This window comes from Streptomyces sp. NPDC046900, assembly GCF_040644975.1.
GTDB lineage: Bacteria > Actinomycetota > Actinomycetes > Streptomycetales > Streptomycetaceae > Streptomyces.
In genome coordinates this window covers 374,718-399,798 of the sequence record NZ_JBEYXD010000002.1, presented here as the reverse complement: position 1 = coordinate 399,798, position 25,081 = coordinate 374,718, and the positions used below count along the sequence as shown (strand labels likewise).

Sequence of the window (25,081 nt, the reverse complement as noted above, 5' to 3'; positions counted from 1 at the left end):
GTACGGCGGGGTGGGACAGGAGGGCGACGGTGGCGGCAGATGGCGGTGGTTTCCAGGACCCGTCCGCCGAGGTGCTGACGGAGGCGGCCGCCGCCTTCGGGCTTCTGGCCTCGCCCGCGCGGCTGCACATCGTGTGGGCGCTCGCGCAGGGCGAGAGCGATGTCACCGGGCTCGCCGAGCGGGTCGGCGGCGCGCTGCCCGCCGTGAGCCAGCATCTGACCAAACTCAAGCTCGCCGGGCTGGTCCGCTCCCGTCGTGAGGGCCGCCGCCAGGTCTACTTCGTCGACGACGCGGACGTGGTGACCGTGGTGCGGCTCATGGTGGGCCAGCTCACCGATCGCGCCGCGCAGAGCGGCGCCGCGGCACCCCGTCTCCGTGGCCTCTGACACGGCCGCTCCGTCGGCGTCGACGCCGGGTGCGGGCGGCACGGCCGCCACCTCGCTGCAGGAGCTGCGGCGGCTGGAGAGCACGCCGCGCGGACTCACCGACGCGGAGGCCGCGGCACGGCTCGCGGACTTCGGGGAGAACGTGCTCCCCGAGACCCGTACGACCTCCTGGGCCCGTCTCTTCCTACGCGGTCTGCGCGACCCGTTCACCACGGTCCTCCTCTGCCTCGGCCTCGTCTCCGCCACCGTCGCCGCCTGGGGCACCGCCTGCGTGATTCTCTTCCTTGTCGTGGTCAGCTGCGTCCTGCGCGCCACCGGCGAGCAGCGGGCCGATCGTTCGACGGCCGCGCTGCGCGATCTCGTCGCCGCCACCGCGGCCGTGCTGCGCCGCCCGGACACGGCGCTCGAGCCGGCGGGCCGCGCCGGTGCCGAAGGGCAGGGCGCGCGCCGGCCCGGGCCGGCGCGGGAGACACCCGCCGCCGAACTGGTGCCCGGTGACGTGATCCGGCTCGCGCCCGGCGACCTCGTCCCTGCCGACGTACGACTGCTGCGGTCCAGCGGCCTGACGGTGCATCAGGCAGCCCTCACCGGGGAGTCGGCGCCGGTGGCGAAGCGCGCCCTCGACACCCCCGCGGCCTGCGACGGCGGGCCCTTCGACCAGCCCCACCTCTGCTTCCAGGGCAGCAGCGTCGCATCCGGCAGCGGCACCGCGCTCGTCCTCGAGACGGGGGCCCGGACCCGGTTCGCCAAGGCGTACGCCGTCGGCGCCCGGCGCGGGGCGAGCGCCTTCGACCGGTCCGTGCGCGGCATCTCCTGGGTGCTGATCCGGTTCATGCTGCTCACCCCGCCGCTGGTCCTCATGGCCAACGCGGCGCTGCGCGGCCGGGGTCTTGAGACGCTCCCCTTCGCCGTCGCGGTCGCGGTCGGCCTCACCCCCGAGATGCTGCCGGTCATCGTCACCACCTGTCTGGGCCGCGGCGCCTCCGGGCTCGCCCGCGCCCACGGGGTGATCGTCAAACGGCTGCCCGCCCTGCACGACCTCGGTGCTGTGGACGTGCTCTGCCTCGACAAGACCGGCACCCTCACCCAGGACCGGCCGGTCGTCGAACGGGCCCTGGACGCCGCGGGCGAGGACGCCCCCCAGGTGCTGCGCTGGGCGGCCGCTGGCGCCTGGTGGACCCTCCACATCGCCGACCTGCCCCTCGCGGACGCCCTGGACGAGGCGCTTCTGGACGCGGCCGACGGGGCCTGGGAGGAGTACGAGGGAGTGGCCGCCCTGCCGTTCGACCCGGTCCGCCGGCTCGCCACCGCCGTGGTCCGGGGCCGCCTCGGCAGCCACACCCTCCTTGTCAGGGGCGCTCCCGAGGACGTACTGGAGCGCTGCGCACTGGAGCCCGCGGAGCGGGAACGGCTGCTCGCACGGGTCGCGCGCGAAGCGGCCGGCGGTCTGCGACTGCTCGGCGTCGCGACCGCCGACCGTCCCGCCCGCGTCCGCCCTTACAACCCCGCCGACGAACGCGGCCTGACCTTCCGGGGCTTCGTCACCTTCCGGGACGCCCTCGCACCGACCGCCGAGCGCGCCCTACGGGACCTCACCGCCCGCGGCGTCACCGTCCGGATCCTGACCGGCGACCACCCGGGCACCGCGGCCCGTGCCTGCCGCGACCTCGGTCTGGACCCCGGTGACATGCGCACCGCCGGCGCGCCCGACGAACTGGCCGCGACCGTCGTCGCCCGCTGCACCCCCGAGGACAAGGCGCGGATCGTCGCCGGGCTGCGCGCGGCGGGGCACACCGTCGGCTTCCTCGGCGACGGCGTCAACGACGTGCCCGCGCTGCGTGCCGCGGACGTGGGCATCGCCCCGCGCGAGGCCGTCGCCGTCGCCCGCGAGAGCGCGGAGGTCGTCCTCGCGTACAAGGACCTGACCGCGATCGACCACGCGGTGGCCGCCGGACGCCGCAGCGGCGGCAACATCGCCACGTATCTGCGGGTCACGCTCTCCTCGAACCTCGGCAACGTCCTCGCGATGCTCGCCGCGGGCCTCCTGCTGCCCTTCCTCCCGATGCTCCCGGCCCAGGTACTCGCCCAGAACCTGTGCTTCGACGCGGCTCAACTCGCCTTCGCCCACGACCGTCCCGCACCACGGGAGCTCTCACGCCCCACCGTGCTGCGCCCGCACGACCTCCTGCGCTTCATCACCGGCTTCGGCGTGGTCAACGCGGTCGCCGACCTCGCCACCTTCGGCGTCCTCGCCCTCAGCCTGCGCGGTCCCGACGCGCTCGACGACGCAGCGGTCTTCCACTCCGCCTGGTTCACGGAGAACCTCCTCACCCAGGCCCTGGTCATGCTGCTGCTGCGGTCCGGCCGGAGCCTCGCCGAGGGCCGCCGCCCGGGCCCGGTCGGCGGGGCAGCCGGCGCGCTCGCCGCCGTCGGGCTCCTGTTGCCCGTGACCCCGCTCGGCGCACTCCTCGGCCTGCCGGCGCTTCCGGTCGCGTACTACCTGCTGGTCGGCACCGTCCTCGCGCTGTACGCCCTGGCCCTGTGGGCGATCAGGGCGCGCTACGAGCGGCGTTGGGGCTACGACGGGCAGAGCCTGCGCTTGGACCGGCCGTAGGGCCGGATGAGGAGCATGCCGACACTCGGCGCCGTCTCGGACCGGTAGGGTCCGCTGGACAGTTGTACAGTTGTACAGTTGCGCAATGTAGCAATCATTATGGGACGGGCGAGCGGCGCACGCGTCCTCCGCCCAGGCGAGGAAGGGCGGGCGCGCTCATGCTCCGCAACGGACTGGAACCCTGGCACCTGCTGGTCGTGGCGATCGTCGTCATCGTGCTGTTCGGCTCGAAGAAGCTGCCCGACACCGCCCGCGCGCTGGGCAGGTCGATGCGCATCCTGAAGAGCGAGGCGAAGGCGATGAAGGAAGGGGACGCGCCCGCGGACGTCGTTCCCGTGACGCCCGCGGCCGTCGGCACCTCCGCGGAGGCGACCCCGGAGCAGCCGTCGTCCGCCGCCCGCTGAACCGGTTCCGTCAGGGGCTGGCGCAGTCGTAGCCGTACGTCAACGGTTCACCCTGCACGCCGAGTCGGCGCCGGTAGACGTAGACCGCCTCCACCCGCACACCGTCCTGCGGGGAGTCGACCTGGCAGGGGTAGGTGACCTGCAACACCGAGGGCCGGCCCGCGACCTGCATGCGCAGGCCGTCGGCCGGCCCTCCCGCGAGCACCGCGGTCTCCCACTTCGTCGCGACGTGAAGATCCATGGCTGTACTTTAAAGTTACGCATTCGCGGCAGTGTTGTGAGCTCTACCACGTGGTTCACCGGGCGTGCGGCAAGCCGGTCCACCGGCGAGGCCGGCGCGTCCCGGCGCCTGCCTTCGCCGCGCGCTTCGCCGCCTTTGATGCTCGTATGGTGGGAACTCTGGGGTCATGAGAGTCCATCGGTGCCCGGCCGGCGCCGACCGAGCGGAGAGGCCCTCCATGCCGACCCAGCCCCGGACCGCCGAATCCGCCGTCCCCGCCTCGTCGGGCCGACGGCGCCCGGGTCTGCGCCCGGTCGGACAGGGCGCCGGATTCTGGTTCGTGGCGGCGGCGTTCGCCGTCCTGATGGCGTTCGGTACGGCGCCCACCCCGCTGTGGCCGCTCTACGCGTCCCGCGACGGGTTCGGGGTGACCACGATCAGCGTGGTGTTCGCCATGCTGGTCGGCGGTGCCGCCGTCGGCTTCCTCGCCCTCGGGCATCTCTCCGACCGCTTCGGGCGCCGCCGTGTCGTCGTCCCGGCCCTTGCCGTGGCGCTGGCCGCCGCCCTCCTCCTGACCTGGTGGAAGGACCTCCCCGGCCTGATGACCGGCCGGTTCCTGAACGGGGTGGGCATCGGCCTCATGGCCTCCACGGCCACCGCGTACCTGCACGACCTGTACGCCGGCGCGCACCCCCACCGGCCCGAGGCCGTGCTCCCGGAGGTGGTCGCGACCGCGGCCAACCTCGGCGGCCTCGCCCTCGGTCCCCTGGTGGCCGGAGCGGTGGCGCAGTGGGTGCCCGATCCGCTGACGGTCACGCAGTTCGGTTTCGCGCTGGCCCTCGCGGTGTGTCTGGTGCTCAGCCTGGTCACGCCGGAGACCGTGGACCGGAGCCGTACGGTGCGGCAGAAGCCGGAGCGGTTCGCGCTGTGCCCCGGCGGGCGCCCGGTGTTCGCCTCCGCCGCGGGGCTCGGCTTCTGCTCCTTCGCCCTCTTCGGCCTGGTCACGGCGCTGGGCGCGGTCATTCTCCACACCGAACTGCGAGTCTCCTCGGAGTTCGTCGCGGGCCTCGCGCCGTTCCTGATGTTCAGCGCCGCCGCGCTGGCCCAGCTGGCCCTTGCCGCGCTGCCGCCGCGGCGCCTGCTCGCCGTGGGGATGGTGGCCTTCCCGTCCGGGCTGGCCCTGGTGGCCCTGTCCGTGTACGGCTCGACGCTGTGGCTCTTCCTCACGGCCGCCACGTTGGCGGGCGCGGGCTCGGGCATCCTGTTCAAGGCCGGTCTCGTCCAGTCCGTGACCGCGGCCGCCCCCGCGTCCAGGGCGGGCGTCCTCGCCGTCTACTTCGTCGTCGCGTACGCGGGCCTGGGTCTGCCCTCGATCCTCTTCAGCGAGCTCATCCGCCATCTGAGCATGCCGGCGACGATGGTCTGCTTCTCGGTGGTGCTCTCGGCGGGCGCGGTCCTGGCGGCGGCGGTGGCCGTGCGGAGCGAACGCTGACCACGGTGCTGCCGCGTTCGCCGCACCCGGTGACGGTGTCCGACGGCGCGGTCCCGAGCGCGGTGTCGAGCCGGGCTCTAGGTCCCACCCTCACAATGCGCCTGTTCCGGAAAGCACCGGAACGGGCGGCGCAGAGCCGCAGGCTGAGAGCACACGGGGGTTGGTCTTCTTGCAGTTCCGGATCTTGGGCACGATAGCGGTCGGCATCGGTGGCACGTTCCACGCCGTTCCAGGGCTGCGACAACGCTGTCTGCTGGCGAGCCTGCTCATCCAGGCCCCGGCGGTCGTGCCCGTCTCGACGCTGTACAGCGAGCTGTGGGGGGAGAACCCCCCGGCCACTGTGGAGAACGCGCTCCAGGCACATGTGTCGCGACTGAGACGAACACTGGTCCAGCTGGTGGACGGCCCGGCGGCGGACGTGCTGCGCACCCGGGCGTCCGGCTACAGCCTCGACGTGGAGCCGGAGGACATAGACCTCAACCGCTTCCGCGGGTACATACGCCGGTCCCGCCGGGCGATGGAGGGCGAGGACCTGCCCGCCGCCCAGGAACTCCTGGAGCAGGGGCTCGGGCTGTGGCAGGGCGCGCCGCTGGGCGACGCGGCCGTCGGACCGCTGTGCCAGAGCGCGGCCACGGAGTGGGAGGAGGAGTACCTGTCCGCGCGGGAGGACGCCTTCTGGCTGCGTATCCGCGCGGGTGAGCCGATGCGGGTGGTCGGGGAGCTGAAGCGGATGAGCATCGCCCACCCGTGGCGGGAGCGGATCACCGAGCTGCTCATGGTGGCGCTCTACCAGTGCGGGCGCCAGGCCGAGGCGGTCGGTGTCTACAACGCGGCCCGGCTCCGGCTGGTCGACGAGCTGGGCATGGAGCCGTCGCCGAAGCTGCGCCAGCTGTTCCGGCAGATGCTCAACCAGGACCCGGGGCTGCACCGCTCCACCGCCCTGCTGCGCCGGACCGCCTGACCGGCCCCTGACGGGGCACGGGCGCGGGTCTGCCGGGAGTACCCACTCCCGGCAGACCCGCGCCTTCGGTGCTGTCCGGGCTACTCGGTGCCGCCCCCCGGCAGCAGCCGGCGGAAGCCGGTGTAGGAGGCCAACGCCTCGGGCAGCAGCACCGAGCCGTCCGTCTGCTGGCCCTGCTCCAGCAGCGCGGCGACGGTCCGTCCGATCGGCAGGCCGGAGCCGTTGAGCGTGGCCGCGATCCTCCGGGAGCCGCCCGTCCGGTAGCGGATGCCGGCCCGGCGGCCCTGGAAGGTGCCGCAGTCCGACACCGAGGAGATCTCCCGGTAGGTGTCGCTGCCGGGCAGCCACACCTCGACGTCGTACGTCGTGCGCGCCGAGAAGCCGATGTCGCCGGCCGGCAGCAGCACCACCCGGTACGACAGCTCCAGCCGCTTCAGGCACTCCTCGACATGGCCGAGCATCAGCTCGAGCTGCTCCCCGGCGTCCTCGTCCCGGCAGACCCGCACCAGCTCGACCTTCTCGAACTGGTGCAGCCGCAGGATGCCGCGGGTGTCACGGCCGTAGGAGCCCGCCTCGCCCCGGTAGCAGGGGGTACGGGCGGTCATCGCCAGCGGCAGCTCGCGTTCGTCGAGCACCTCTCGCGCCACCAGGTTGGTGAGCGGGACCTCGGCGGTCGGGATCAGGAACATCTCCCGGCCGCCCACGGTCGTGGCGAACAGGTCCTCCTCGAACTTCGGCAGCTGTCCGGTGCCGGTCATGGTCTCCCGGCTGACCAGGTGCGGTACCGAGTACTCGGTGTACCCGTGCTCCCGGGTGTGCAGGTCCAGCAGCAGGGACGCAAGGGCCCGCTCCAGCAGGGCCCCGGGGCCGCGACTGACGCTGAACCGCGCTCCGGACAGCTTCGCCGCCGCCCCGGAGTCGAGCACGCCCAGCTTCTCGCCGAGGTCGGCGTGGTGCCGGCCGAGGCCGGGGCCCGAGCCGCGCTGCGGGCCGACCCGCCGTACCTCCAGCGCATCCTTCTCGCTGAAGCCGTCGGGCAGGTCGTCCGACGGCAGGTTCGGCACCGTCAGCAGCAGCCGCTCCAGCTCCTGGCCGGCCTCCCGGGCCTCGGCCTCGGCGGCCTGCACCTGCTCGCGCAGGCGACGGTTGCGCTCCCGCGGATCGTCGCCCGCCGGGCCCGCCCCGCCGGCGGCTGCCGGGCCCCCGGCCCCACGCGGGCCGCGGGACGCCTTCTTCAGCTCGGCCCGCAGCCCGTTCACCGCCTCCAGCGCGGCCAGCCGGCGCTGCTGCGCGGCCCGCAGCCCGTCGAGGTCCATCGGGTGACCGCGGCGGGCCAGCCGGCGCTCCGCCTCCGGGCCGCTCTCGATCAGCTCGCGTACGTCGTGCACGTCGTTTCCTCCTGATCGCCTGAACAGTGGCCGGCGTCAGGCCGGTTTGGAGACGGGGGCGGGGGCGGGGGTCTGGTTCGGCGCGGTGCGGCCCGCCTGGTCCTCGGGGGCGACATGCGCGGTGGCCAGCGCCCGGTAGCGCGCGGGGGCGATGGCGCGCAGCCGCAGCGCCCACAGCACCCCGAGCGCGGCCACCAGCGGGATCACCCACGGCAGCTGGATGACGACGCCGCCGGTCGCACCGGTCAGCACGTCGAAGTTGCCGACCACCAGATAGACCGTGGCGGCGAGGCCCGCGAAGCCCAGCAGCGGCAGCACCGTGCCCTGCCACCAGCCCAGCCGGATGCCCTTGCGGCGCAGGGCCACCGCGGACAGCGCGGCCAGCGCCTGGAGCACGACGATCCCGAGGGTGCCCAGGCCGAGCATGCTCGTCGTCATGTTCGCGTACGGGTCGAGGCCGCCGGCCGCGAAGCCGACCACGGCGGCGGCGCACACCGCCACCTGCACGACGCCGGCCAGGTGCGGTGAGCCGTGCTTCGGGTGCAGCCGGCCGAGGAACGAGGGCAGCAGGCCGTCGTCGGCCAGCACCTGCGCGTACCGGTTCGAGGCGCTGTGCAGCGCCAGGGTCGCGGCGAAGAGGCTGGAGCAGAGCATGATCTGCAGGACGGTGCTGCCCGTGGACCCGAGGTAGTCGTCGCCCAGGGTGAAGAAGAGGTCGCCGAGCTGCTTCCCGGCGGTCTCCCGCACCTGGCCCGAGCCGATCGCGCCGACCGCCTCCCAGCTGGTCAGCGCGTAGAAGCCGGAGATCAGCACCGCGGCGACATAGGTCGCGCGCGGCACGCTGCGGCGGGGGTTCTTGGCCTCCTTGCCGTACAGCGCGGCCGACTCGAAGCCGATGAACGACACGAAGGCGAACATCAGCGAGACACCGACACCGGGGCCGGTGGCCGCGTGCCAGGTGAACGAGGCGCCCGGCAGCGCGTGCACACCGTGCCGGACGAGTACGGCCACGTCCAGGGCGGCCAGGATGCCGATCTCGGCGAGCATCAGCACCGCCAGCACACGGGCGCTGATGGCGATGTCCCGGTAGCCGAGGACGGCGATCAGCGCCAGCCCGATCACAGCGCACCACTCCCACGACAGGTGCACCCCGTGGTCGGACAGCACCAGGCTGGTGAAGTAGCCCAGCGCGCCGACCAGGCCGATGGTGGCGCAGTTGTAGGAGACCACCGCCACCCAGCCGCTGCCGACCGCGGTGGGCCGGCCCAGGCCGTCGGCGATGGAGGCGTAGAAGCCGCCGGAGCCGCCGGTGCGGCGGGCGCTGATCGCGTACCCGACGGAGAAGCACAGCAGGGTGACGCCGGCGAACGCGAACGCGGCCGGGACACCTTCGGCCGTGCCGATCGCGAACGCCAGCGGGACGGTGCCGACCATCGCGGACAGCGGGGCCGCCGCGGCAACGATCACGAAGACGATGTAACTGGTGGTCAGGGATCTGGTGGGCGCGTGGGAGGGAGGGGTTCCGGCGGTCACGGCGTGCTCCTGAGGTGTCGGTTCGTCGTCGGCGGCCCGGACGGGGCGGGGCCCCGGGCCGATGGGGAGCGGGACGAGCGGGCCGGGCCGCCGACCACCCCGCTGGGCGGCGACCGGTCGGGCGTCGGCTGGGCCTGGCCGGCTTCAGGCGGCCGCGATGGCCAGCACGGCGTTCTGGCCGCCGAAGCCCATGGAGCTGCTCAGGGCGAGGTCGAAGCGTGTCTCCGTGGCCGTGGCGGCCACCTTCACCTCGCAGACGGGATCGGGGACGTCGAGGTTGGCGGTGGGCGGCACCACCTGCTCCTCCAGACTGAGCACGGTGAACGCGGCCTCGACCGCGCCGGCCGCGCCCAGCAGATGACCGGTGACGCCCTTGGTGGACGTCACCAGCGGATCGCCGAGCACACGGCGCACCACCCGGGCCTCGGCGAGGTCGTTGAGCCGGGTGGCGGTGCCGTGCGCGTTGACGTGACCGACGTCCGACGGCAGTGCGTCGGCGTCGGCGAGCGCCGCGCGCATCGCCACTTCCAGCCCGACCCCTTCGGGGTGCGGCGAGGTGATGTGGTGGGCGTCAGCGGAGGCGCCGTAACCGGCCACCCGGGCGCGGACCCGGGCGCCGCGGGCGCGCGCGTCGGCCGGCCGCTCCAGGACCAGCACCCCGGCGCCCTCGCCGGCCACGAAACCGTCGCGGTGCACATCGAACGGGCGGGAGGCGGCGGCCGGAGGATCGGTGCGCCGCGACAGCGTGCCCATACGGGCGAAGCCGGCCATCACCAAGGGCGTGATCATGGCCTCGCTGCCCCCGGCCAGCACCACGTCGCACCGGCCCAGCAGGAGCAGGTCGCGGGCGATCCCGATGGCCGTGGTCCCCGAGGCGCAGGCGGTGGCCACCACCAGGTTCGGGCCGGTGGCGCCGAACTCGATGGCCGTCTGCCCGGCCAGCATGTTCGGCAGCTGCATCGGCAGCAGCAGCGGGGAGACCCGGTCCGGCGAGTCCTCCACCAGCACCCGGTGCTGCTCCTCCACCGTGCCCGGGCCGCCGTCGGCGCAGCCGAGCACCACGCCGACCCGGGCGCCGTCCCATGTGGCCGGGTCCAGGCCGGCGTCGGTGACCGCCTCGCGCGCCGCCACCAGCGCGAACTGACTGAAACGGTCGAGCCGGTGGGCGCGTCGTGCGCCGAGCAGGGCGTCCGGGTCCCAGTCCGGCACCCGGCACGAGATCCGCACCGGATGGCTCTCGAGGACAGGGTCGAACGCCGCGGTCGGGCGCCCGCCGCGTACGCCCGCCCAGCTCGCGGCGGTGCCTGTCCCGGCCGGGGTGACCAGGCCGAGACCGGTGACGGCGATGTCGGTGCCGGCCATCACACCCGCGCACTCCGCTGCTCGATGAGCGCCACCATGTCGCCCACGGTCTCCGCCTCCAGCAGTTCGTCGTCGGAGACGGACACGCCCAGCTCGGTCTCCAGCACCAGCGACAGCTCGACGACGGCCAGCGAGTCCAGCTCGATGTCCTCCCGGGTGGCCTCGGGGGTTATCTGCTCGGGGTCGACCTTGAGCTTGTTGACCAGGATTTCCTTCACGTTCTCGAACATGGTGTGCTCGCCTCCGGTTGACGGGTCGTGTGGTGTGCGGGGTGGTACGGGACTGCGGATGCGCGGCGGGCGGGCCGGGCGCCGGCTACAGCTCGGGCCAGGTGAGGGTCGCCGCGCCCCACGCCAGGCCGCCGCCGAAGGCGGTCAGCAGCAGCCGGTCGCCGGCGGTCAGGCTGCCGTCGGCCGCGCTCTGGGCCAGGAGCAGCGGGATCGAGGCGCCGCCGGTGTTGCCGACGTGCTCGATGTTGGAGAGCCGGCGCTCCGGCCCGATGCCGAGCCGTTCGGCCACCGCGCCGAGGATGCGCGCGTTGGCCTGATGGGCGGCGAACCGGTCGACCTCCTCGGGCCGCCAGCCGGTGTGGCCGAGCGACTGCAGCGAGGCCGCCGTCATCCGCTCCACCGCGTGCCGGTACGTGGCGCGCCCTGCCATGTGGAAGAACTCGTCGCCCGGCTCTGGGGGAAGGCCCGAGGAGCGCTGCCGTGAGCCGCCGGCCGGCACGGTGATGAGGTCGCTCAGCTCGCCGTCGCTGCCGAGCACCACCGAGCCGAGCGCGCCCGGTTCGTCCGCCGCACCGGCCCGCAGCACCACGGCGCCGGCGCCGTCGGCGAAGATCACCGCGGTGCCGCGGTCGGCCGGGTCGATGATCGTGGTGAACGCGTCCGAGGCGATGACCAGCACCCGGCCGGCCAGTCCGCAGGCGATGAAGCCGGCGCCGGCGGCCAGGGCGTACAGGAAGCCGGTGCAGACCGCGGCCACGTCGAAGGCCGGCACCCCGCTCAGCCCCAGCCGGGTGGCCACCGCGGGGGCGGTCGCCGGGCAGGGGTGGTCGGGCGTGGTGGTGGCCAGCACCACCGCGTCGACCTGGGAGTCCTCGGCCGACTTGAGGGCCCGCCGGCCGGCCTCGACGGCGAGGTCGGAGGTGGCGGTGCCCGGGGTGACGACATGCCGGGACGCGATGCCGGTCCGGGTGCGGATCCACTCGTCGGAGGTGTCCAGACGGGCCACCAGGTCCTCGTTGGTGACCACCGTCGGCGGTACGTAGCCGCCGACCCCGGCGACCACGGCCGCCCGCCCGGCGGGGGCGCCGAAGGCCGGGAGGGTGGTGAACGGCGGCGGCGTCACGGACGCTCACTCCGCTCCATGGCGTCCGACGGCAGGCCCATGTAGGCCATCCGGCTCGCGGCCATCTCGTCGGTCCATCGCTCGGCCATGTCGTAGCGCTGCTCAGGGGTGGTGTCGAGCAGCCGCACGCCCGGCCAGACCTGGTAGTCGCCGATCAGCTCGGCCTGCTCCGTCATTCCCTGCTGGAACAGCTCCTCGCGGTGGATGACGTAGGGCCGGTCCGGCACCCGGTCCCACAGCTCGGTGCCGGCCGCGAGGATCTCCAGCAGCCGCGGCATGTACCCGGGGTTGTCGCGGATGTGGTCGCGCAGGATGGTGCTGGCCACCGTCAGATGCCGGATCTCGTCGATGGCGGTGCCCCGGGAGATCTCCTGGGTGGCCTCCGACAGCGGCGTCCACTTGCGCTCGCTCAGCTCGGCGGCCGGGGCGAGCACCCCTTCGATGACGATGGCGAACACGGCCACCCCGCCCGGGAAGTCGCCCTGGTCGCGGATGATCTCCAGGGTGAAGTCCTCCACCGGCTGGAGCACCTCCCGCCGGTAGTCGGCGGCCATCTCCTCGATGTCGGCCTGCAGCGTGCGCTCCGGCAGGCCCAGCTCCACCAGATGGTTGCGGAACACCCTGGAGTGGCGCGCCTCGTCCATCAGCTGGGTGGCGTAGAACTCCATCTCCGGGATGCCGGGGGCGCGGGAGACATAGTGGCCCAGCAGGCGGGTGGCGATCTCCTCGGCCAGGCTGCGGAAGCCGAACTCCAGGACCAGCGCCTCGCGCAGCGGTCCGGGCCGGCGCAGGAACTCCGGGACCTCGGCCTTCTCGTGGTGCCCGGTCGCCCCGCGGTCCCGCAGGGTGCCCTGCGCGACCTCGGTGAACCAGTACGCCAGATTGCACCGGTCCGGTCCGAGGGCCAGCTCCTTGGCGCCGTCGAGCAGGCCGGGGGCGGAGTCCCAGTCGGCCTCTTGGGCGGTGGGCGCGTTCATGACGGCACGTTCTCCTTGAGGGGCGGCGGGAGCGGCAAGGCGGGCGGGGCGAGCGGCAGTCGGGCGTCGACCAGCGCCGAGTCCCTGCCGAGAGGGGCGCCGCGGTCGCTCTCGGCGACCGGGATCAGGGTCCCGGCGAACATCTCGCCGGTGTAGCTGATCAGCGGGTCGCCCTCGCCGGTGTCGGCGTTGACGACCGCGCCGAGCAGCACCTCGTGGTCGCCGACCTGGAAGCGGCCCACCACCCGGCAGTCGTAGTGCGCCAGGGCGCCGGGGAACAGCGGTGCCTCCGAGTAGGCGGCCGGGTGCCAGTCGATGCCCTGGAACTGGGCGGCGCCGTCGGGCCGGGAGCTTTCGGCGAAGTAGCGGGCCAGCCGGTCCTGCTCGCTGCTGAGCACGTTGACCGCGAACCGGCCCTCGGCGGTGGCGAGGCCGGCCAGCACCGAGCCGGGCTTCAGGCACGCGCCCAGCACCTGCGGGCGGCGGGAGATCCGGGTGACCGTGCTGACGGTGGTGCCGTGCCTGCGGCCCTCGTGGACGGCGGTGAGCACCGACACCGGCACGGCCAGCCGGCGCAGGGCGCGGTCGTGGGCGCTCCAGCGGCTGCGCAGCGTCACGTTGGTCATCGGGTCGCCCCCTGTCCGGTCGGAACGGTCGCGCCCAGCGTCCGGGCGGCTGCGGAGGCGGGTATGTGGCCCACCGGGGCCGGGTCGCTCGCGTGGCCGACCGGCTTGGGGTGCTTCAGCCCCAGGTCGTCCAGCAGCCGCAGGTACCCCGGCTGGCGAACCGGCTCGAAGGGCAGCGCGAAGGACTTCATGAAGTTGCCGAACAGGCCGCGGTCGCCGAACAGATGGAAGGGCAGTACCAGCAGCGCCCACTCCGGCTCGACCAGCCAGCACCACAGAGCGGCGACGGCGCCCTGCGTGATCAGGCTGTGCATGACGTTGTAGGCGACGTAGTAGCCCTTGTGGATCGGGGCACCGCCGGAGCGCCGGAAGGCGATCGCGCCCGGGATGTAGCCGATCAGGTCGATGTAGAGGAAGAGCACGACGGCGGGCAGCCAGCGGATGTCGGTGGCGTGCGCGACGATCAGACCGGTCGTCACTGCCAGGCCGACCAGGTACTCGGCGCGGTGCAGGGAGAAGGTCTTCGGCGTCTCGAAGGGATTGGCCTGGTCCACGGTTGAACTCCTGTTTGACTCCGGAGAGATGTGCGGTGCCGGCGGCGGGCCGACCGCTCGCCGTCGGCCTGCGGTCAGCCCGCGCTCGGGGCGGCTGCCGTGTCGAGGTCGATGTCCGCGTCGAGGATCGTGGTGCCGGGGAAGAAGCCGGTGACGGCCCAGGCCACGGTCTCCCGGATGACGCGCTCGGCGATCGGGTCGAGGATGCTGGCGAGGCTCGGGATGCCGAAGTCGAAGTCGGCGTGGAAGACGACCGAGACGTCCGGGCCCTGCTGGCGGAGCGTCCACATGCCCTCGAAGCTGTCGAAGTCGCCGTCGGTCTGCTCGAAGCGGATCTCCAGCTCGTCGGGGAGGAAGGTGTCCTCCTCGGTCCAGCGCAACAGCCCGCTGCGGAAATGCAGTTCCCAGCTGGAGCTGCCGACCCGCTCGGGCAGGGTCGCGTGCACCTTCGTGGACCGGACGTGCGGGGCCAGTTCCGGGTAGCGCTCCCAGCGCGGGACGGTTACGAAGACCTCCTCGGCGGAGGCGAGGCGCACCAGGGCGTGGAGTTCGACGTGTCGCATGGTCAGTTGCCGCCTTCGGGCATCGTGGCCGAGCGCCGCACGAGGTCGACGGTGGCCTTGTCGAAGGAGTCGAGGAGGAATTCGACGTCCCGGTCGGTGAGGATCGCGGGCGGGGTGAACCGCACCACGGAGGAGCCGTTCATCGAGTGGTTGGCGACCACGCCGTGGTTGAACAGCTCGATCAGCAGTTCGCCGGCCAGCCCCGGCTCGACCAGTTCGACGCCGATCAGCAGGCCCTGGCCGCGCACGTCCACGACCAGGTCGGGGATGTTGCGCCGGGCGATCTCGGTGATCCGCGGCAGCAGCCGGGCGCCGAGCTCGCGGGCGCGGGGCACCAGCTCCTCCTCGCGGATCGCCCGGATGGTGCCCTGCACCGCCGCCATCAGCAGCGGCTGGCCGGAGAAGGTCGCGGTGTGGACGTAGGGGTCCTTGTCGAAGGGCCGGAAGGCCTTGCGGGTGGCGATGGCCGCCGAGACCGGCACCACGCCACCGCCGAGCGCCTTGCCGGCCAGCAGCACGTCCGGGCGGACGCCGTCGGCGTCCAGGCCCCACCACTCGCCGAGCCGGCCGAAGCCGGTCTGCACCTCGTCCAGCACCAGGAACCCGTCGAACTCCCGGACCGCCTCCTCGACTTGCTTGAGGTAGCCCTTGGGCGGGACGATCACGCCGCCTTCGCCCTGCACCGGCTCGAGGATCACGCAGATCTCGCCCGGGTGCTGCGACAGCTCCGTGCGCAACGCGTCGATGTCGCCGAACGGCAGGTGCACCACGTCGGGGATCAGCGGGCGGAAGGGTGCCTGGTAGACCTCTTTGGCGGTGGCCGACAGGGCGCCGAGCGTCTTGCCGTGGTAGCCGCCCTTCATCGAGACCGTCCGTTTGCGGCCGCCTGCCCGGGCGAGCTTCAGGGCGGTCTCCACCGCCTCCGCTCCGGACAGGGCGAAGTGCACGCGGTCCAGTCCCTCCGGGGCCACCGAGACCAGCGCCTCGGCGGCGCGGGCGACGGTGGGCTCCAGCAGGATGCGGGTGGCCACGGGATGGGTCTCCAGCTGCCGGCGCACCTCCTCCATGACGACGGGGTGGCGGGCGCCCATGATGAAGACGCCGTATCCGCCCGCGTTGAGGAAGCGTTCGCCGTCGGAGGTGGTCAGCCAGGCTCCCTGCGACGCGACCTCCATATGGGTGCCGAAGAGCTCGGCCAGGGTCGCCCGGCCCTTGCTCAGATGGGCCCGGTACAGCCGGAGGATCTCCTCCTCCTGGCCGACCGGGGTGTCGACGGTCGTGGTCATCGGTGACTCGCTTTCGGTCCGTGGGTGGGCCGGTAGGGGGTGGTCCGGGCCTCGTCCCGGTCTCAGGACAGGTCGAGGGGGGCGCCGCCGGCGTACGCCAGCAGCGGCTCGACGGTGGAACCCTGGGACGGCGGGTGGAAGGCGAGCGGGCGCACCGAAGCCGCCGCCCGGAGGTGCGCCGAGGACCGGATGAAGTCGATGCCGCCGAGCAGCTCCAGCGCCTGCTGGGTGGCGAGCGAGAGTGCCTCCTGAGCGGCGAACCGGGCGATCAGCACCTGGGAGACGGCGTCCTCGCCGCCGACCCCGTCGCGCAGCGCACGGGCGGCCCCGAGCAGCAGGTCGAAGGCGGACTCGGTGCGGATCAGCAGGGTGCCGCGCTCGGTCGCGCTGCCGCGCCCGCGGGCCAGCACCTCCTCGGTCAGCCCGGCGGCGGCTCCGGCGTACCCGGTCGACACCAGCATCTCGAACCAGACGAAACCGGCGTTCTGCAGGTCCTCGATCCGGTCCGGGTCGTCCGCGGTGGTGCGGACCACCATGTCCTCGGGCACGAAGACGTCCGCCAGACGCACCTCGTCGCTCTGGGCGGCGGCCAGTACCTCACTGGCCCAGAAGGGGTGGACGGTCAGGCCCGGCGAGGCGGAGTCCACCAGCGCGAGCGCCAGCTCCCGCGTGCCGTCCGGGCCGGGCACCGCGATGCTCGCGGTCAGCAGGCTCATCGAACGGGACAGGCTGCACGGCTTCTTGACGCCGTTGAGCAGGTAGCCGCCCTCGACCGGGTCGGCGGTGACCGCCGGGGTGAGGATGTTCTGCTGGGTGCGCCCCTCGGCCCAGCCGGAGGCCATCAGCCGCTGTTCCGGCACCACCGTTTGCAACACCTCGGTCTGGGCGGGCGTCAGCCGGCCCGGGCCGCCGGCCAGGGCGTAGAGCATCGCGGCGGTGAAGTGGTGCATGGTCGAGGCCGCCGCCAGCGACGGCGACAGCGCGCCGACGGCCCGCTGCACGAGCACCGCGTCCACCGGGTCGGCGCCCAGGCCCCCGTACTCGGTGGGGATCAGCAGCCCCACGCCGGCGGCCGAGCGGAACAGGTCGACCACCGGGCTGCCGGGGGCCTCGCGCTCCTCGAACGGCAGGGCCGACAGGGCCTTCACCAGTCCGGGGTGGAAGCGCTCGCAGGTGTCGCGGGCGGCGTCGAGAGTTCTCATGGGTGTCACCTCGTTCAAGGGTGTTCGCGGGTGGGGTCGGCCGACCGCCCCGGGGGCGGCCGGCGGGCGGGTCAGCTGCCGAAGACGGTCTGGTGGGGGCTGACGTCCCGCGCGAGGCTGACGCCCTGAATGTGGGAGGTCTTGAGCATCGGGTAGTTGGCCTCACCGAAGACCCCGCCGGTCAGACCGGTCCCGCCGTGGCTGGGGAGGTAGGGCAGGAAGCCGATGTGCGAGTCGTTGACCTTCAGCAGGCCGCCGTTGACCACCCGCTGCACGAAGGTGTCCACGACCTTCTCGTCCTTGGCCCACAGCGAGTTGCGCAGCCCGTACTCGTTGGTGTTGACGAAGTCCAGGAAGCGGTCGACCAGGACCTCGTCGGTGCCCGGCTCGGCCACCACGATCGGCAGCAGCGGGAAGAACGTCTCGTGCCGCACCACGTCGTGCTCCCGGGCCGCGCTCAGCCCGTCCACCCGCAGCACGGTCGGCTGCAGGAAGACGCCCGTCTCCGAGGGCGTGCCGTCCAGCTCGGTGCGCCTGCCGCCGGTCACCAGCTGCGCGCCCTGCTCCAGGGCCCGGTCCAGCAGGCCGAAGAACCGCTCGGTGCGGCGCACCGGCGACAGCAGCACGTCCTCCTCGTCGGGGTAGCCCGGCCGCACGCCGGCGACCTGCCGCTCGACCTCGGCGATGAGGTCGTCGGCGACCTCGGGGTGCACCAGCACGTAGTTGGGCACCATGCAGATCTGCCCGGAGCCGTAGAACGACTCGGTGATCGCCTCTGCGGCGTAGGCGAGGTCGGCGTCCTTCCAGACGATGATCCCGTCGTTGCCGGCCAGTTCCAGGATCGGCTTCTTGCCGTGCGCCACACACTGCTCCTGGAAGCGCAGGCCCTCCTGGCTGCCGCCGATGTAGAAGATGTCGTCGATCAGGGGGCTGGTGATCCAGCGGTCCAGGGTCTGCTTGGGGTTGGCGCAGACCACGTTGAGCGTTCCGGGGGGCGCCCCCACCTCGTCCAGCAGCGGCGCGGCCACGTCCCGCAGCACCCACAGGGTGCTCAGGGCGATACTGCGCGGGGCGCGCACCACGACCGCGTTTCCGGCCATCACGGCCAGCACCGCCAGGGCCGCGCTGGGCGCCGGGGCGTTCTGCGGCGGGTTGAAGGCGACCACACCGTCCGGCTGGCGGCGGACGATCAGCCGGCGCCCGCCGTCCTCGAACTCGGTGTGCATCTGCTGCGCGTACCAGCGGATGCTCGCCTCGCTGTAGACCTGGAGCAGGCAGCTGAGCTCCCACCGGGCCAGCTTCACCGGATGGGACTCGGCGACCAGCATCTCCACGAACTCGTCCTTGCGGCACAGCAGTTCCTCGCGGAAGAGGGTGCCGAGCCGCATGCGCCGCTCCAGTGGGACCGCCGCCCAGCCGGGGGCGGCCGCGGCCGCGGCCTCGGCGGCGAGGTCGATGGCCGCGTCGTCGGCGACCGCGCACCGGCCGATCACGTAAGGGTGGTTCGCGGCGGGTGAGTCCGCGTCCTTCTCGAGGGTGCGTTTGAGGCTGACACTGGTGAAGACATCCTCAAGAAGCGACTTGGCGCTCACGGTGTAAACCCAGCCGTCCCCCTCGATGTCTTTTCCCGCGATAAACAACCCGTAACTGCGGAGCTTTTTCCCCGGATTCATCCTGCGGACCCTTCGGAAATGCAATCGAAATCGGATTCCAGGCGAAATCGGATCGATGATTGCAGTCCGCTCTGACCGCGCACTGACGCGGGGCTGATCCGGGCTCGATAAAACCCGGTGAGCCGGGTGTGCGCGGTGATTTCCCGTCAGTCTCCGTACGGCCGGGCACCGGTGATTACCTGGTAGGTAATTGACCCCTCTGACAACCGGACGACACGCTTGACAAAGCACTCGGCCCACGCGTCCACCCGGCCGGGGGCGCCTGGTGAACATCCACGTGATCGATCTGGAGTACGAACGATGACCACCGAGACCAACCGCAGCGCCTCGGCGCCGTCACCGCCCACGCCGGCGGCCGGGAATCCGGCCGTGCCCCATCGGCTGATCCTGCCGACCGTGCTGGCCGGCGTCTTCATCACCACCCTCGACTTCTTCATCGTCAACGTCGCCATCCCCTCGCTGCAGACGGACCTCAAAGCGAGTGCCTCCGCCATCGAGTGGGTGGTCGCCGGGTTCGGCCTGGCCTACGGCGTGGGGCTGATCACCGGCGGACGTTTAGGCGACCTGTACGGGCGCCGCAGGATGTTCCTGCTGGGCCTGGGCCTGTTCACCGTCGCGTCGCTGTTGTGCGGCGTCGCCCAGTCCAGCGAGTTCCTCATCTTCTCCCGGGTGCTCCAGGGCCTGGCCGCGGCCATGCTCGCTCCCCAGGTACTGGCACTTCTGGGCACGATCTTCACCGGTGCGGCGCGCCTGAAAGTGTTCGCGGGCTACGGCCTGGCCATGGGTCTTGCGGCCGTCTTCGGGCAGCTGATCGGCGGCCTGCTGATCCAGGCCGACATCGCGGGCTGGGGATGGCGTTCCTGCTTCCTGGTGAACCTGCCGTTCTGCCTGCTGATCATCGGCGTGACCCTGAAGCTGGTCCCCGAGTCACGGGCCGAGGGCCGGCCGAAGCTGGACTTCCTCGGCGTCAGCGTCATCACCCTCGCGCTGGTCGCCCTGGTGCTGCCGCTCATCGAGGGCCGCCAGCACGACTGGCCGGCCTGGACCTGGATCTCCTTCGGTGTGTTCGCCGTGCTGCTGGCCGTCTTCGTGGGTGTCGAGCGGGCGATCGCCGCGCGTGGCGGCTCGCCGCTGGTCAACATCGCGATGTTCGGCGACCGCGCCTTCGTCGTCGGCCTCGCCTGTCAGCTGGTCTTCTGGATGGGCCAGGCGTCGTTCTTCCTGGTGCTCGCCCTGTACATGCAGGCCGGCCGCGGTCTGAGCGCGCTTCAGGCAGGCCTGCTCTTCGCCGCCATCGGCGCGGGCTACATGTACACCTCGATGAACGCGACCAAGTTCGCCGCCAAGCTCGGCCGTCAGGTGCTGGCCGTCGGCGCCCTGCTCATGGCCGTGGGCCTGGTCGTCATCGGTGTCACCGCCGCACAGCTCGGCACGGGCGGCCACACCCCGTGGCTCATCCCCGGCCTGGTCATCGACGGCGCCGGCATGGGCCTGGCGGTCGCCCCGCTGGCGTCCACGGTGCTCGCCCGGGTGAACCCGCAGTACGCGGGCTCGGCTTCCGGCGTACTGACCACCGGTCTGCAGATCGGCAACTCGATCGGTGTGGCGGTGATCGGTGTGATCTTCTACAACGCGCTCGGCGACCACCCCGTGGCCTCGTCCTACCCGCACGCCTTCGACATGGGGATCATCTTCCTCGTGGCGGTCGCCGCCACCCTGGCCCTCCTGGTCCAGGCGCTGCCCCGCACGAACGCGGGCAAGTGACCCACCCCGAATGATCTCCCGGAGCGGCGACCCCCGCGCCGCTCCGGGTCCGACGGAGAGAGAGTGTTGCACGTGAGTGCCAGTGAACTGCTGCAGCGTTACGTCGCCATGTGGAACGAGCCCGACTCCGCCGTCCGGCGGGCCGAGGTGGCGGACCTGTGGACCCCGGACGGGCTGCACTGCACCCAGACCCGCCGCTTCCAGGGCACCGAGGAGCTGGTGGCCCGTGTCACCGAGGCGTACGACCAGTTCGTGGGCGGCCAGGGGCTGCGCTTCCGGTCGGGCGGCGACCCGGTCGGGCACCACGACGCGCTGGCGTTCAACTGGGTGATGTCGCCGGGCGACAGCGATGCGGTGCTCGCGGTCGGCTTCGACGTCGTGTTGCTGGATGTCGAGGGCCGGATCGTCGCCGACTACCAGTTCAACGAGCCCCCGGTCGCCTCCACCGACCTCGACGGTCAGGCCGAGCGGCACCTGGCGGCGGTCGCCGCCGGAGCCGAGCGGCTGCGCAAGGAGATCGCGGACCTCTATCTGCCCGGTGCCCGACTCGTCGACGAGAGCGGTGTGTACGACGGTGTGGACGCCATCGCCGTCGCGCTCACGGCCGGCGGTCCGCGCCGCCCGGCGGGGAGCGCCTCGGCGCAGCACGACGCCTTCCGCTACCCGTGGCGGGCGGAGTCCGGCGAGACCGGCGTGGACTTCCTGCTCCGCGACGAGCAGGGCCAGGTCCGCGAGCACTACCGCTTCGCCGGGGCAGGTCAGCACCCGGCGTGAGCCCCTGGCCCGCGGCACCGGACAGGCGCCGCGGGCCAAGAGGCGGCAGGTCGCGGGCGGTGTCCCCCGTCACCGCCCGCGGCCCGCTTTCGTGGTTGTGCCTGACGCCCAGGATGATGCAGGGTGATGAGATGACCGAGGTGCAGGAAAGTCGGCAAGTGTCCCGCCCGGTGGGCGAATTGATGCGCTGGTGGCGGGAGCAGCGGGGCTACAGCCAGCTCGCACTGGCCACCCGGGCCGAGATCTCGGCACGGCACCTCAGCTTCCTGGAGACAGGGCGGTCCAAGCCCAGCCGGGACATGGTGGTGCGTCTGGGCCGGCATTTGGACCTGGCGTTGCGTGAGCAGAACCAGCTGCTGCTGGCCGCCGGCTACGCGCCCGCCTACACAGACTCTCCTCTGGACGTTGCCGAGATGCTTCCCGTGCGTGGCGCGCTCCGCCAGATCCTTTCGGGGCACGAACCCTTCCCCGCCCTCGTCGTGGACCGCAACTGGAACATCGTGCTCAGCAACAGCGGCTTCGCGCTCTTCGCCGAGGACGCCGCGCCCGACCTGCTGCGGCCTCCCGTCAACGCGCTGCGGCTGGCCGTGCACCCCGAGGGCATGCAGCCGCGGATCCTGAACTTCGCCGACTGGCGCGCCCAGTTGCTGCTGCGTCTGCAGCGGCGGGTGGAGCTGACCGCCGAGCCCGGCCTGGCCGAGCTGTACCGGGAGCTGCGCACCTATCCGGGTGGCGGCGAGCCGACCCGGCCGCCCCGCACCGACAACGCCGACCTCACACTCCCGCTGCGGCTGCGGTACCGGGACATGGAGCTCTCCCTGATCTGCACCATCGCCACCTTCGGCATGCCGCTCGACGTCACCGTCGCCGAACTGGCCGTCGAGGCGTTCCTGCCCGCGGACGGGCCCACCGGCGAGCTGCTCAACCGCCTGCACGCGTCTGCCCCCGCCGGGCAGGACCCGGCGGGGGCAGCGTGAGCGCAGGGCGCCGCGGGGCTCGCGGTCAGTTCTCCTCCCCGGGCGGCGGCACCACGTAGCTCGGCGGGACGTCGAAGTACTGGTGGTCGGAGAGGATGCGGCCGTCGTCGTCCAGGGTGACGAAGTCGAACCCGACGGCCTCCAGCGCGCCGGTGGACTCCGACACCATCACCCAGTTGAAGCGCAGCGTGTTGTGCTGCCCGCGCGCGTTGCTGCACGAGCGGAAAGTGAAGCCGCCGGCGGCGTAGGCGTCGTGGGCGTAGCCCACCTGGGTGGCGATGGCCTCGTGGCCGCGGACGACGGCGATGGCGTTGGCGTAGGCGCCGTCGTCCGCCCACAGCTCCTCGACACCCTTGCGGCGGGCCTCGGGGTCGGTCTCGGTCCAGACCGCGACATAGCGGTCGGCGAACTCGTTGGGATGGCCGGCAGTCATATGGGGCTCCTTCCTGGTTCTCCTCGGGCCGGCCCGGGGGTGTCCGGACCGGCACGGGTGGCGATGGGGTGCTGGTGCGGGTCAGAACGCCGGCTGGGCCCCGGCGACCCGGCCGCGCAGCAGGCGGACGAAGTCGGCGGTGATCGACGTCGTCTCCTCGTGGATGAAGAAGTGGCCGCCGCGGAAGAGGCGGTTGCCCAGATAGGACCTGGTGCGCGGGATCCACGACGCCATGGCCTCCGGGTCGACCAGCGGGTCCCTGTCGGCGCTGTAGGTGACCACTGGGCACGGCACCTCGGCGTCGTCGTCGCGGTAGCTGGCGCAGACCTCCAGGTCCGCTCGCATGGCCGGCATCATCAGGCTGAGCGCCTCGGTGTCGTCGAGGATGCTCTCCGGCAGCGAGCCGAGCCCGCGGGCCCAGTCCACCAGCTCGCTCTGCGGCACCTGGAGCTGCTCCGGGGGCGGGGTGCGGAAGCCCTTCGGCGCCCACGCGGAGGCGCCCAGCAGCACCGGCGGCCGCTCGCCGCGCTCGTGCAGCTCGACGGCCAGCCGGTAGCCGACCAGCGCCCCCATGCAGTGGCCGAAGACGGCGTACGGGCGGCCGTCCAGTTCGGCGGCGAAGCAGTCGGCGAGTGTGTCCACCAGGGGGCGGACATCGGTGAACTTCTCCTCACCGAGCCGTTCCTGACGGCCCGGCAGCTGGACGCACTGGGTGGAGACATCGGCGGGGATCAGCGGCGGCCAGTCGTGGTAGATCGACGCCCCGCTCCCCGCGTAGTGCAGCAGGAAGATCCGGGTACCGGCATCGGGCGCGCTCTCCGGCTGGAACCAGCGGTCCGCCACGGCGGCGACTGGCTCGGTCATCGTGCTCCTTCGGGTGGTTGCGGATGGGGTACAGGTCGCCGGTGGCCGCACGGGGACGGCGGCCACCGTCGACCGGCGCGGAGGGCGCTGGCGCCCGGATCAGCCCGCCGAGGCGGCCGCGGCGGCGATGCGTTCGCGCAGTTCCCTGCGCAGCACCTTGCCGGTGGGGTTGCGGGGGAGGGCGTCCAGGAACTCGTAGCTGGTGGGGATCTTGAAGTCGGCCAGCCTGCCGCGCAGGAAGACCATCAGGTCGCGGCCGGTGACCTCGCTGCTTGGCGCGGCGACCACGCACGCGCGGACCGTCTCGCCCCAGCGGGCGTCGGGCACACCGACCACCGCGACGTCGGCGACCGCGGGGTGCGCCCGCAGCGCGTTCTCCACCTCGACGGGGTAGATGTTCTGGCCGGCGACGATGATCGTGTCGTTGATCCGGTCGCACAGGAAGAGGTAGCCGTCCTCGTCGAGGTAGCCGGCGTCGCCGAGCCTGAGCCAGCCGTCCTCCAGGGTGCGGGCGGTGGCGTCCGGCTGCCGGAAGTACTCGATGAAGTGCGCCGGGGTCCATACGCTGATCTGGCCGATGGTCCCGGTCGGCTGCTCCTTGCCGTCCTCGTCCACGATCCGCACGACGTTGCCGGGGCAGACCCGGCCGGCCGAGGTCAGCCGCGGGTTGCCCAGCACATGGTCGGCCGGGGTCAGACAGGTGACCACACTGCCCGTCTCGGCCGCGGCGTACATCTGGGCCAGCTGGCAGCCGAACATCTCGAGGCAGCGCTCCAGTTGCGACGGCGAGATGGGTGCGCCGCCGTAGACGACCTTGCGCAGCGAGGCGAACGCCTCAGGACCGGCGGTGTGTTCGGCCATCATCATGTCGAGCATCGCGGGAGCCGCCCACACGGTGGTGACCTGGTGTGCGGGGATCAGCCGCACCGCCTCCTCGGCCATGAACATCCCCATCACCACGGAGGTCGCGCCCACGTTGAAGGCGTGCATGAACCAGGCCATGCCGCCCGAGTGCAGGCCGGGGAAGCAGATCAGCGTCCGGTCCTCCGGCCGCCAGTCGATCCAGTCGCAGCCGGCCTGCCGCATGTGCTCGATGAAGGTGAAGAACGTGCGGTGGGCCAGCACCACGCCCTTGGGCAGGCCGCTGGTGCCGCTGGTGTACATCTGCACCATCGGGTCCTCCGGCCCGATCTCCACCTCCACGTCGCTGTCCGGGGCGTCGCCCTTCCAGGCGAGGAAGCCCTCGGCCCGGTGCCCCTCGCCGTCGAAGCGGCGGACCTCCCGCAGCTGCGGCAGACCGTCGCGGACCCGCTCGACCGCGGGCAGGAACTCGCCCTGCACAAAGGCCGTCCGGGCGCCGGAGTCGCGCAGGATGTGGTCCACCTCGGCGGCCGTCAGCCGCCAGTTGATGGGCACCAGCACGACGCCGGTCTTCGCGCAGCCCAGGGCCAGGTCGTAGTAGTGCTCGTTCTCCCGGCCCAGGAAGGCGACGCGGTCGCCGAAGGACAGACCGGCCGCCTTGAGGGCGTGGGCGGTGCGGTTGCTCGCGCGGTGCAGCTCGGCATAGGTGGTCTCGCGGCCCTCGCAGACGATCGCGGGGTGGTCCGGCCGTCGGGCTGCGTGCAGCGTGGATCGGGCGGCGATGGTGTCCGTGCTCGGTCCGGCCACGGAAGTC

24 protein-coding genes are annotated in these 25,081 nt (G+C 72.6%); 8 read left to right on the top strand and 16 right to left on the bottom strand.

Features of this window, described 5'->3' with window-relative positions:
• Nucleotides 1-29: 29 nt before the first annotated feature.
• The 3 genes from ABZ904_RS03880 (at nucleotide 30) to tatA (ending at nucleotide 3,404) form a co-directional block, all read left to right on the top strand.
• On the top strand, nucleotides 30-386 hold the full coding sequence (locus tag ABZ904_RS03880; protein WP_359397933.1) for a metalloregulator ArsR/SmtB family transcription factor: 357 nt from the start codon (nucleotides 30-32) through the stop codon (nucleotides 384-386).
• On the top strand, nucleotides 376-3,000 hold the full coding sequence (gene mgtA, locus ABZ904_RS03875) for a magnesium-translocating P-type ATPase (protein WP_361820957.1): 2,625 nt from the start codon (nucleotides 376-378) through the stop codon (nucleotides 2,998-3,000). Before ABZ904_RS03880 ends, mgtA begins: the two co-directional genes overlap by 11 nt.
• A gap of 158 nt (nucleotides 3,001-3,158) precedes the next feature.
• Nucleotides 3,159-3,404, top strand: coding sequence for a Sec-independent protein translocase subunit TatA (gene tatA, locus ABZ904_RS03870; RefSeq protein WP_361820955.1), 246 nt, complete (start codon nucleotides 3,159-3,161; stop codon nucleotides 3,402-3,404).
• A 10-nt stretch (nucleotides 3,405-3,414) separates the two neighbouring features.
• On the opposite strand, the gene ABZ904_RS03865 is transcribed toward tatA, so the two are convergent.
• Nucleotides 3,415-3,645 carry a hypothetical protein gene (locus ABZ904_RS03865; protein WP_359397928.1) on the bottom strand — a complete coding sequence of 77 codons (231 nt, stop codon included), beginning with the start codon at nucleotides 3,643-3,645 and terminating at the stop codon, nucleotides 3,415-3,417.
• Between the two features lie 217 nt (nucleotides 3,646-3,862).
• Here ABZ904_RS03865 and ABZ904_RS03860 point away from each other — a divergent pair, with 217 nt between their 5' ends.
• Complete coding sequence (locus ABZ904_RS03860) at nucleotides 3,863-5,116, top strand: MFS transporter (protein WP_360989530.1); 1,254 nt, start codon at nucleotides 3,863-3,865, stop codon at nucleotides 5,114-5,116.
• Between the two features lie 184 nt (nucleotides 5,117-5,300).
• Complete coding sequence (locus ABZ904_RS03855) at nucleotides 5,301-6,077, top strand: BTAD domain-containing putative transcriptional regulator (RefSeq protein WP_360989533.1); 777 nt, start codon at nucleotides 5,301-5,303, stop codon at nucleotides 6,075-6,077.
• A gap of 80 nt (nucleotides 6,078-6,157) precedes the next feature.
• On the opposite strand, the gene serS is transcribed toward ABZ904_RS03855, so the two are convergent.
• The 12 genes from serS to ABZ904_RS03795 form a co-directional block, all read right to left on the bottom strand.
• Nucleotides 6,158-7,465 carry a serine--tRNA ligase gene (gene serS / locus ABZ904_RS03850; protein WP_360989536.1) on the bottom strand — a complete coding sequence of 436 codons (1,308 nt, stop codon included), beginning with the start codon at nucleotides 7,463-7,465 and terminating at the stop codon, nucleotides 6,158-6,160.
• Between the two features lie 36 nt (nucleotides 7,466-7,501).
• Nucleotides 7,502-8,998: an APC family permease gene (locus ABZ904_RS03845; protein ID WP_360989539.1), complete on the bottom strand. Its 1,497-nt coding sequence runs from the start codon at nucleotides 8,996-8,998 to the stop codon at nucleotides 7,502-7,504.
• A gap of 144 nt (nucleotides 8,999-9,142) precedes the next feature.
• Nucleotides 9,143-10,360 (bottom strand): beta-ketoacyl-[acyl-carrier-protein] synthase family protein, encoded by a 1,218-nt coding sequence (locus tag ABZ904_RS03840; RefSeq protein WP_360989542.1) that lies wholly within the window; start codon nucleotides 10,358-10,360, stop codon nucleotides 9,143-9,145.
• On the bottom strand, nucleotides 10,360-10,590 hold the full coding sequence (locus ABZ904_RS03835; protein WP_359397916.1) for an acyl carrier protein: 231 nt from the start codon (nucleotides 10,588-10,590) through the stop codon (nucleotides 10,360-10,362). The genes ABZ904_RS03840 and ABZ904_RS03835 overlap by 1 nt, the downstream gene beginning before the upstream one ends.
• 85 nt (nucleotides 10,591-10,675) lie before the next feature.
• Nucleotides 10,676-11,713, bottom strand: a complete 1,038-nt coding sequence (locus ABZ904_RS03830) for a beta-ketoacyl-ACP synthase III (RefSeq protein ID WP_359397914.1) — start codon at nucleotides 11,711-11,713, stop codon at nucleotides 10,676-10,678.
• Nucleotides 11,710-12,690: a VlmB-like protein gene (locus tag ABZ904_RS03825; RefSeq protein ID WP_361820950.1), complete on the bottom strand. Its 981-nt coding sequence runs from the start codon at nucleotides 12,688-12,690 to the stop codon at nucleotides 11,710-11,712. Before ABZ904_RS03825 ends, ABZ904_RS03830 begins: the two co-directional genes overlap by 4 nt.
• Entirely contained in the window at nucleotides 12,687-13,316 is a 630-nt protein-coding gene (locus ABZ904_RS03820) for a flavin reductase family protein (protein WP_360989550.1), read from the bottom strand. Before ABZ904_RS03820 ends, ABZ904_RS03825 begins: the two co-directional genes overlap by 4 nt.
• On the bottom strand, nucleotides 13,313-13,870 hold the full coding sequence (locus tag ABZ904_RS03815; RefSeq protein ID WP_359397908.1) for a hypothetical protein: 558 nt from the start codon (nucleotides 13,868-13,870) through the stop codon (nucleotides 13,313-13,315). Before ABZ904_RS03815 ends, ABZ904_RS03820 begins: the two co-directional genes overlap by 4 nt.
• Nucleotides 13,871-13,944: 74 nt before the next feature.
• Complete coding sequence (locus tag ABZ904_RS03810) at nucleotides 13,945-14,433, bottom strand: SRPBCC family protein (protein ID WP_361820947.1); 489 nt, start codon at nucleotides 14,431-14,433, stop codon at nucleotides 13,945-13,947.
• Between the two features lie 2 nt (nucleotides 14,434-14,435).
• The gene (locus ABZ904_RS03805; RefSeq protein WP_359397904.1) at nucleotides 14,436-15,719 is read right to left on the bottom strand and encodes an aminotransferase class III-fold pyridoxal phosphate-dependent enzyme; all 1,284 of its coding nucleotides are present in this window, start codon (nucleotides 15,717-15,719) and stop codon (nucleotides 14,436-14,438) included.
• 62 nt (nucleotides 15,720-15,781) lie between these two features.
• The gene (locus ABZ904_RS03800; RefSeq protein WP_361820944.1) at nucleotides 15,782-16,921 is read right to left on the bottom strand and encodes an acyl-CoA dehydrogenase family protein; all 1,140 of its coding nucleotides are present in this window, start codon (nucleotides 16,919-16,921) and stop codon (nucleotides 15,782-15,784) included.
• Between the two features lie 71 nt (nucleotides 16,922-16,992).
• Nucleotides 16,993-18,594, bottom strand: a complete 1,602-nt coding sequence (locus ABZ904_RS03795; RefSeq protein ID WP_361820942.1) for an aldehyde dehydrogenase — start codon at nucleotides 18,592-18,594, stop codon at nucleotides 16,993-16,995.
• 300 nt (nucleotides 18,595-18,894) lie between these two features.
• Between ABZ904_RS03795 and ABZ904_RS03790 the strand changes: the two genes are divergently transcribed.
• The 3 genes from ABZ904_RS03790 (at nucleotide 18,895) to ABZ904_RS03780 (ending at nucleotide 22,109) form a co-directional block, all read left to right on the top strand.
• Nucleotides 18,895-20,358: an MFS transporter gene (locus tag ABZ904_RS03790; protein ID WP_359397898.1), complete on the top strand. Its 1,464-nt coding sequence runs from the start codon at nucleotides 18,895-18,897 to the stop codon at nucleotides 20,356-20,358.
• 72 nt (nucleotides 20,359-20,430) lie between these two features.
• Nucleotides 20,431-21,132 carry a hypothetical protein gene (locus ABZ904_RS03785; protein WP_360989562.1) on the top strand — a complete coding sequence of 234 codons (702 nt, stop codon included), beginning with the start codon at nucleotides 20,431-20,433 and terminating at the stop codon, nucleotides 21,130-21,132.
• A gap of 131 nt (nucleotides 21,133-21,263) precedes the next feature.
• Nucleotides 21,264-22,109, top strand: coding sequence for a helix-turn-helix transcriptional regulator (locus tag ABZ904_RS03780; protein WP_359397894.1), 846 nt, complete (start codon nucleotides 21,264-21,266; stop codon nucleotides 22,107-22,109).
• A gap of 25 nt (nucleotides 22,110-22,134) precedes the next feature.
• Here ABZ904_RS03780 and ABZ904_RS03775 read toward each other — a convergent pair whose 3' ends face one another.
• The 3 genes from ABZ904_RS03775 to ABZ904_RS03765 all read right to left on the bottom strand — a co-directional run bounded on the left by ABZ904_RS03775 (nucleotide 22,135) and on the right by ABZ904_RS03765 (nucleotide 25,074).
• A complete protein-coding gene (locus tag ABZ904_RS03775) occupies nucleotides 22,135-22,542 on the bottom strand; it encodes a nuclear transport factor 2 family protein (protein ID WP_359397892.1) in 408 nt (135 codons plus the stop codon).
• A gap of 81 nt (nucleotides 22,543-22,623) precedes the next feature.
• The gene (locus tag ABZ904_RS03770; RefSeq protein WP_359397890.1) at nucleotides 22,624-23,406 is read right to left on the bottom strand and encodes an alpha/beta fold hydrolase; all 783 of its coding nucleotides are present in this window, start codon (nucleotides 23,404-23,406) and stop codon (nucleotides 22,624-22,626) included.
• A gap of 99 nt (nucleotides 23,407-23,505) precedes the next feature.
• Entirely contained in the window at nucleotides 23,506-25,074 is a 1,569-nt protein-coding gene (locus ABZ904_RS03765; RefSeq protein WP_361820938.1) for a long-chain-fatty-acid--CoA ligase, read from the bottom strand.
• Nucleotides 25,075-25,081: the final 7 nt, after the last annotated feature.

Excerpts from the sequence above, each read along its gene's own strand:
- tatA (WP_361820955.1), top strand. The coding sequence starts at position 3,159 with ATGCTCCGCAACGGACTGGAACCCTGGCACCTGCTGGTCGTGGCGATC.
- ABZ904_RS03865 (WP_359397928.1), bottom strand. The coding sequence starts at position 3,645 with ATGGATCTTCACGTCGCGACGAAGTGGGAGACCGCGGTGCTCGCGGGA.
- ABZ904_RS03810 (WP_361820947.1), bottom strand. The coding sequence starts at position 14,433 with ATGCGACACGTCGAACTCCACGCCCTGGTGCGCCTCGCCTCCGCCGAG.
- ABZ904_RS03840 (WP_360989542.1), bottom strand. The coding sequence starts at position 10,360 with ATGGCCGGCACCGACATCGCCGTCACCGGTCTCGGCCTGGTCACCCCG.
- ABZ904_RS03860 (WP_360989530.1), top strand. The coding sequence starts at position 3,863 with ATGCCGACCCAGCCCCGGACCGCCGAATCCGCCGTCCCCGCCTCGTCG.
- ABZ904_RS03775 (WP_359397892.1), bottom strand. The coding sequence starts at position 22,542 with ATGACTGCCGGCCATCCCAACGAGTTCGCCGACCGCTATGTCGCGGTC.
- ABZ904_RS03780 (WP_359397894.1), top strand. The coding sequence starts at position 21,264 with ATGACCGAGGTGCAGGAAAGTCGGCAAGTGTCCCGCCCGGTGGGCGAA.
- ABZ904_RS03795 (WP_361820942.1), bottom strand. The coding sequence starts at position 18,594 with ATGAATCCGGGGAAAAAGCTCCGCAGTTACGGGTTGTTTATCGCGGGA.
- ABZ904_RS03820 (WP_360989550.1), bottom strand. The coding sequence starts at position 13,316 with ATGACCAACGTGACGCTGCGCAGCCGCTGGAGCGCCCACGACCGCGCC.
- ABZ904_RS03825 (WP_361820950.1), bottom strand. The coding sequence starts at position 12,690 with ATGAACGCGCCCACCGCCCAAGAGGCCGACTGGGACTCCGCCCCCGGC.
- ABZ904_RS03805 (WP_359397904.1), bottom strand. The coding sequence starts at position 15,719 with ATGACCACGACCGTCGACACCCCGGTCGGCCAGGAGGAGGAGATCCTC.
- ABZ904_RS03770 (WP_359397890.1), bottom strand. The coding sequence starts at position 23,406 with ATGACCGAGCCAGTCGCCGCCGTGGCGGACCGCTGGTTCCAGCCGGAG.
- ABZ904_RS03800 (WP_361820944.1), bottom strand. The coding sequence starts at position 16,921 with ATGAGAACTCTCGACGCCGCCCGCGACACCTGCGAGCGCTTCCACCCC.
- ABZ904_RS03790 (WP_359397898.1), top strand. The coding sequence starts at position 18,895 with ATGACCACCGAGACCAACCGCAGCGCCTCGGCGCCGTCACCGCCCACG.
- ABZ904_RS03835 (WP_359397916.1), bottom strand. The coding sequence starts at position 10,590 with ATGTTCGAGAACGTGAAGGAAATCCTGGTCAACAAGCTCAAGGTCGAC.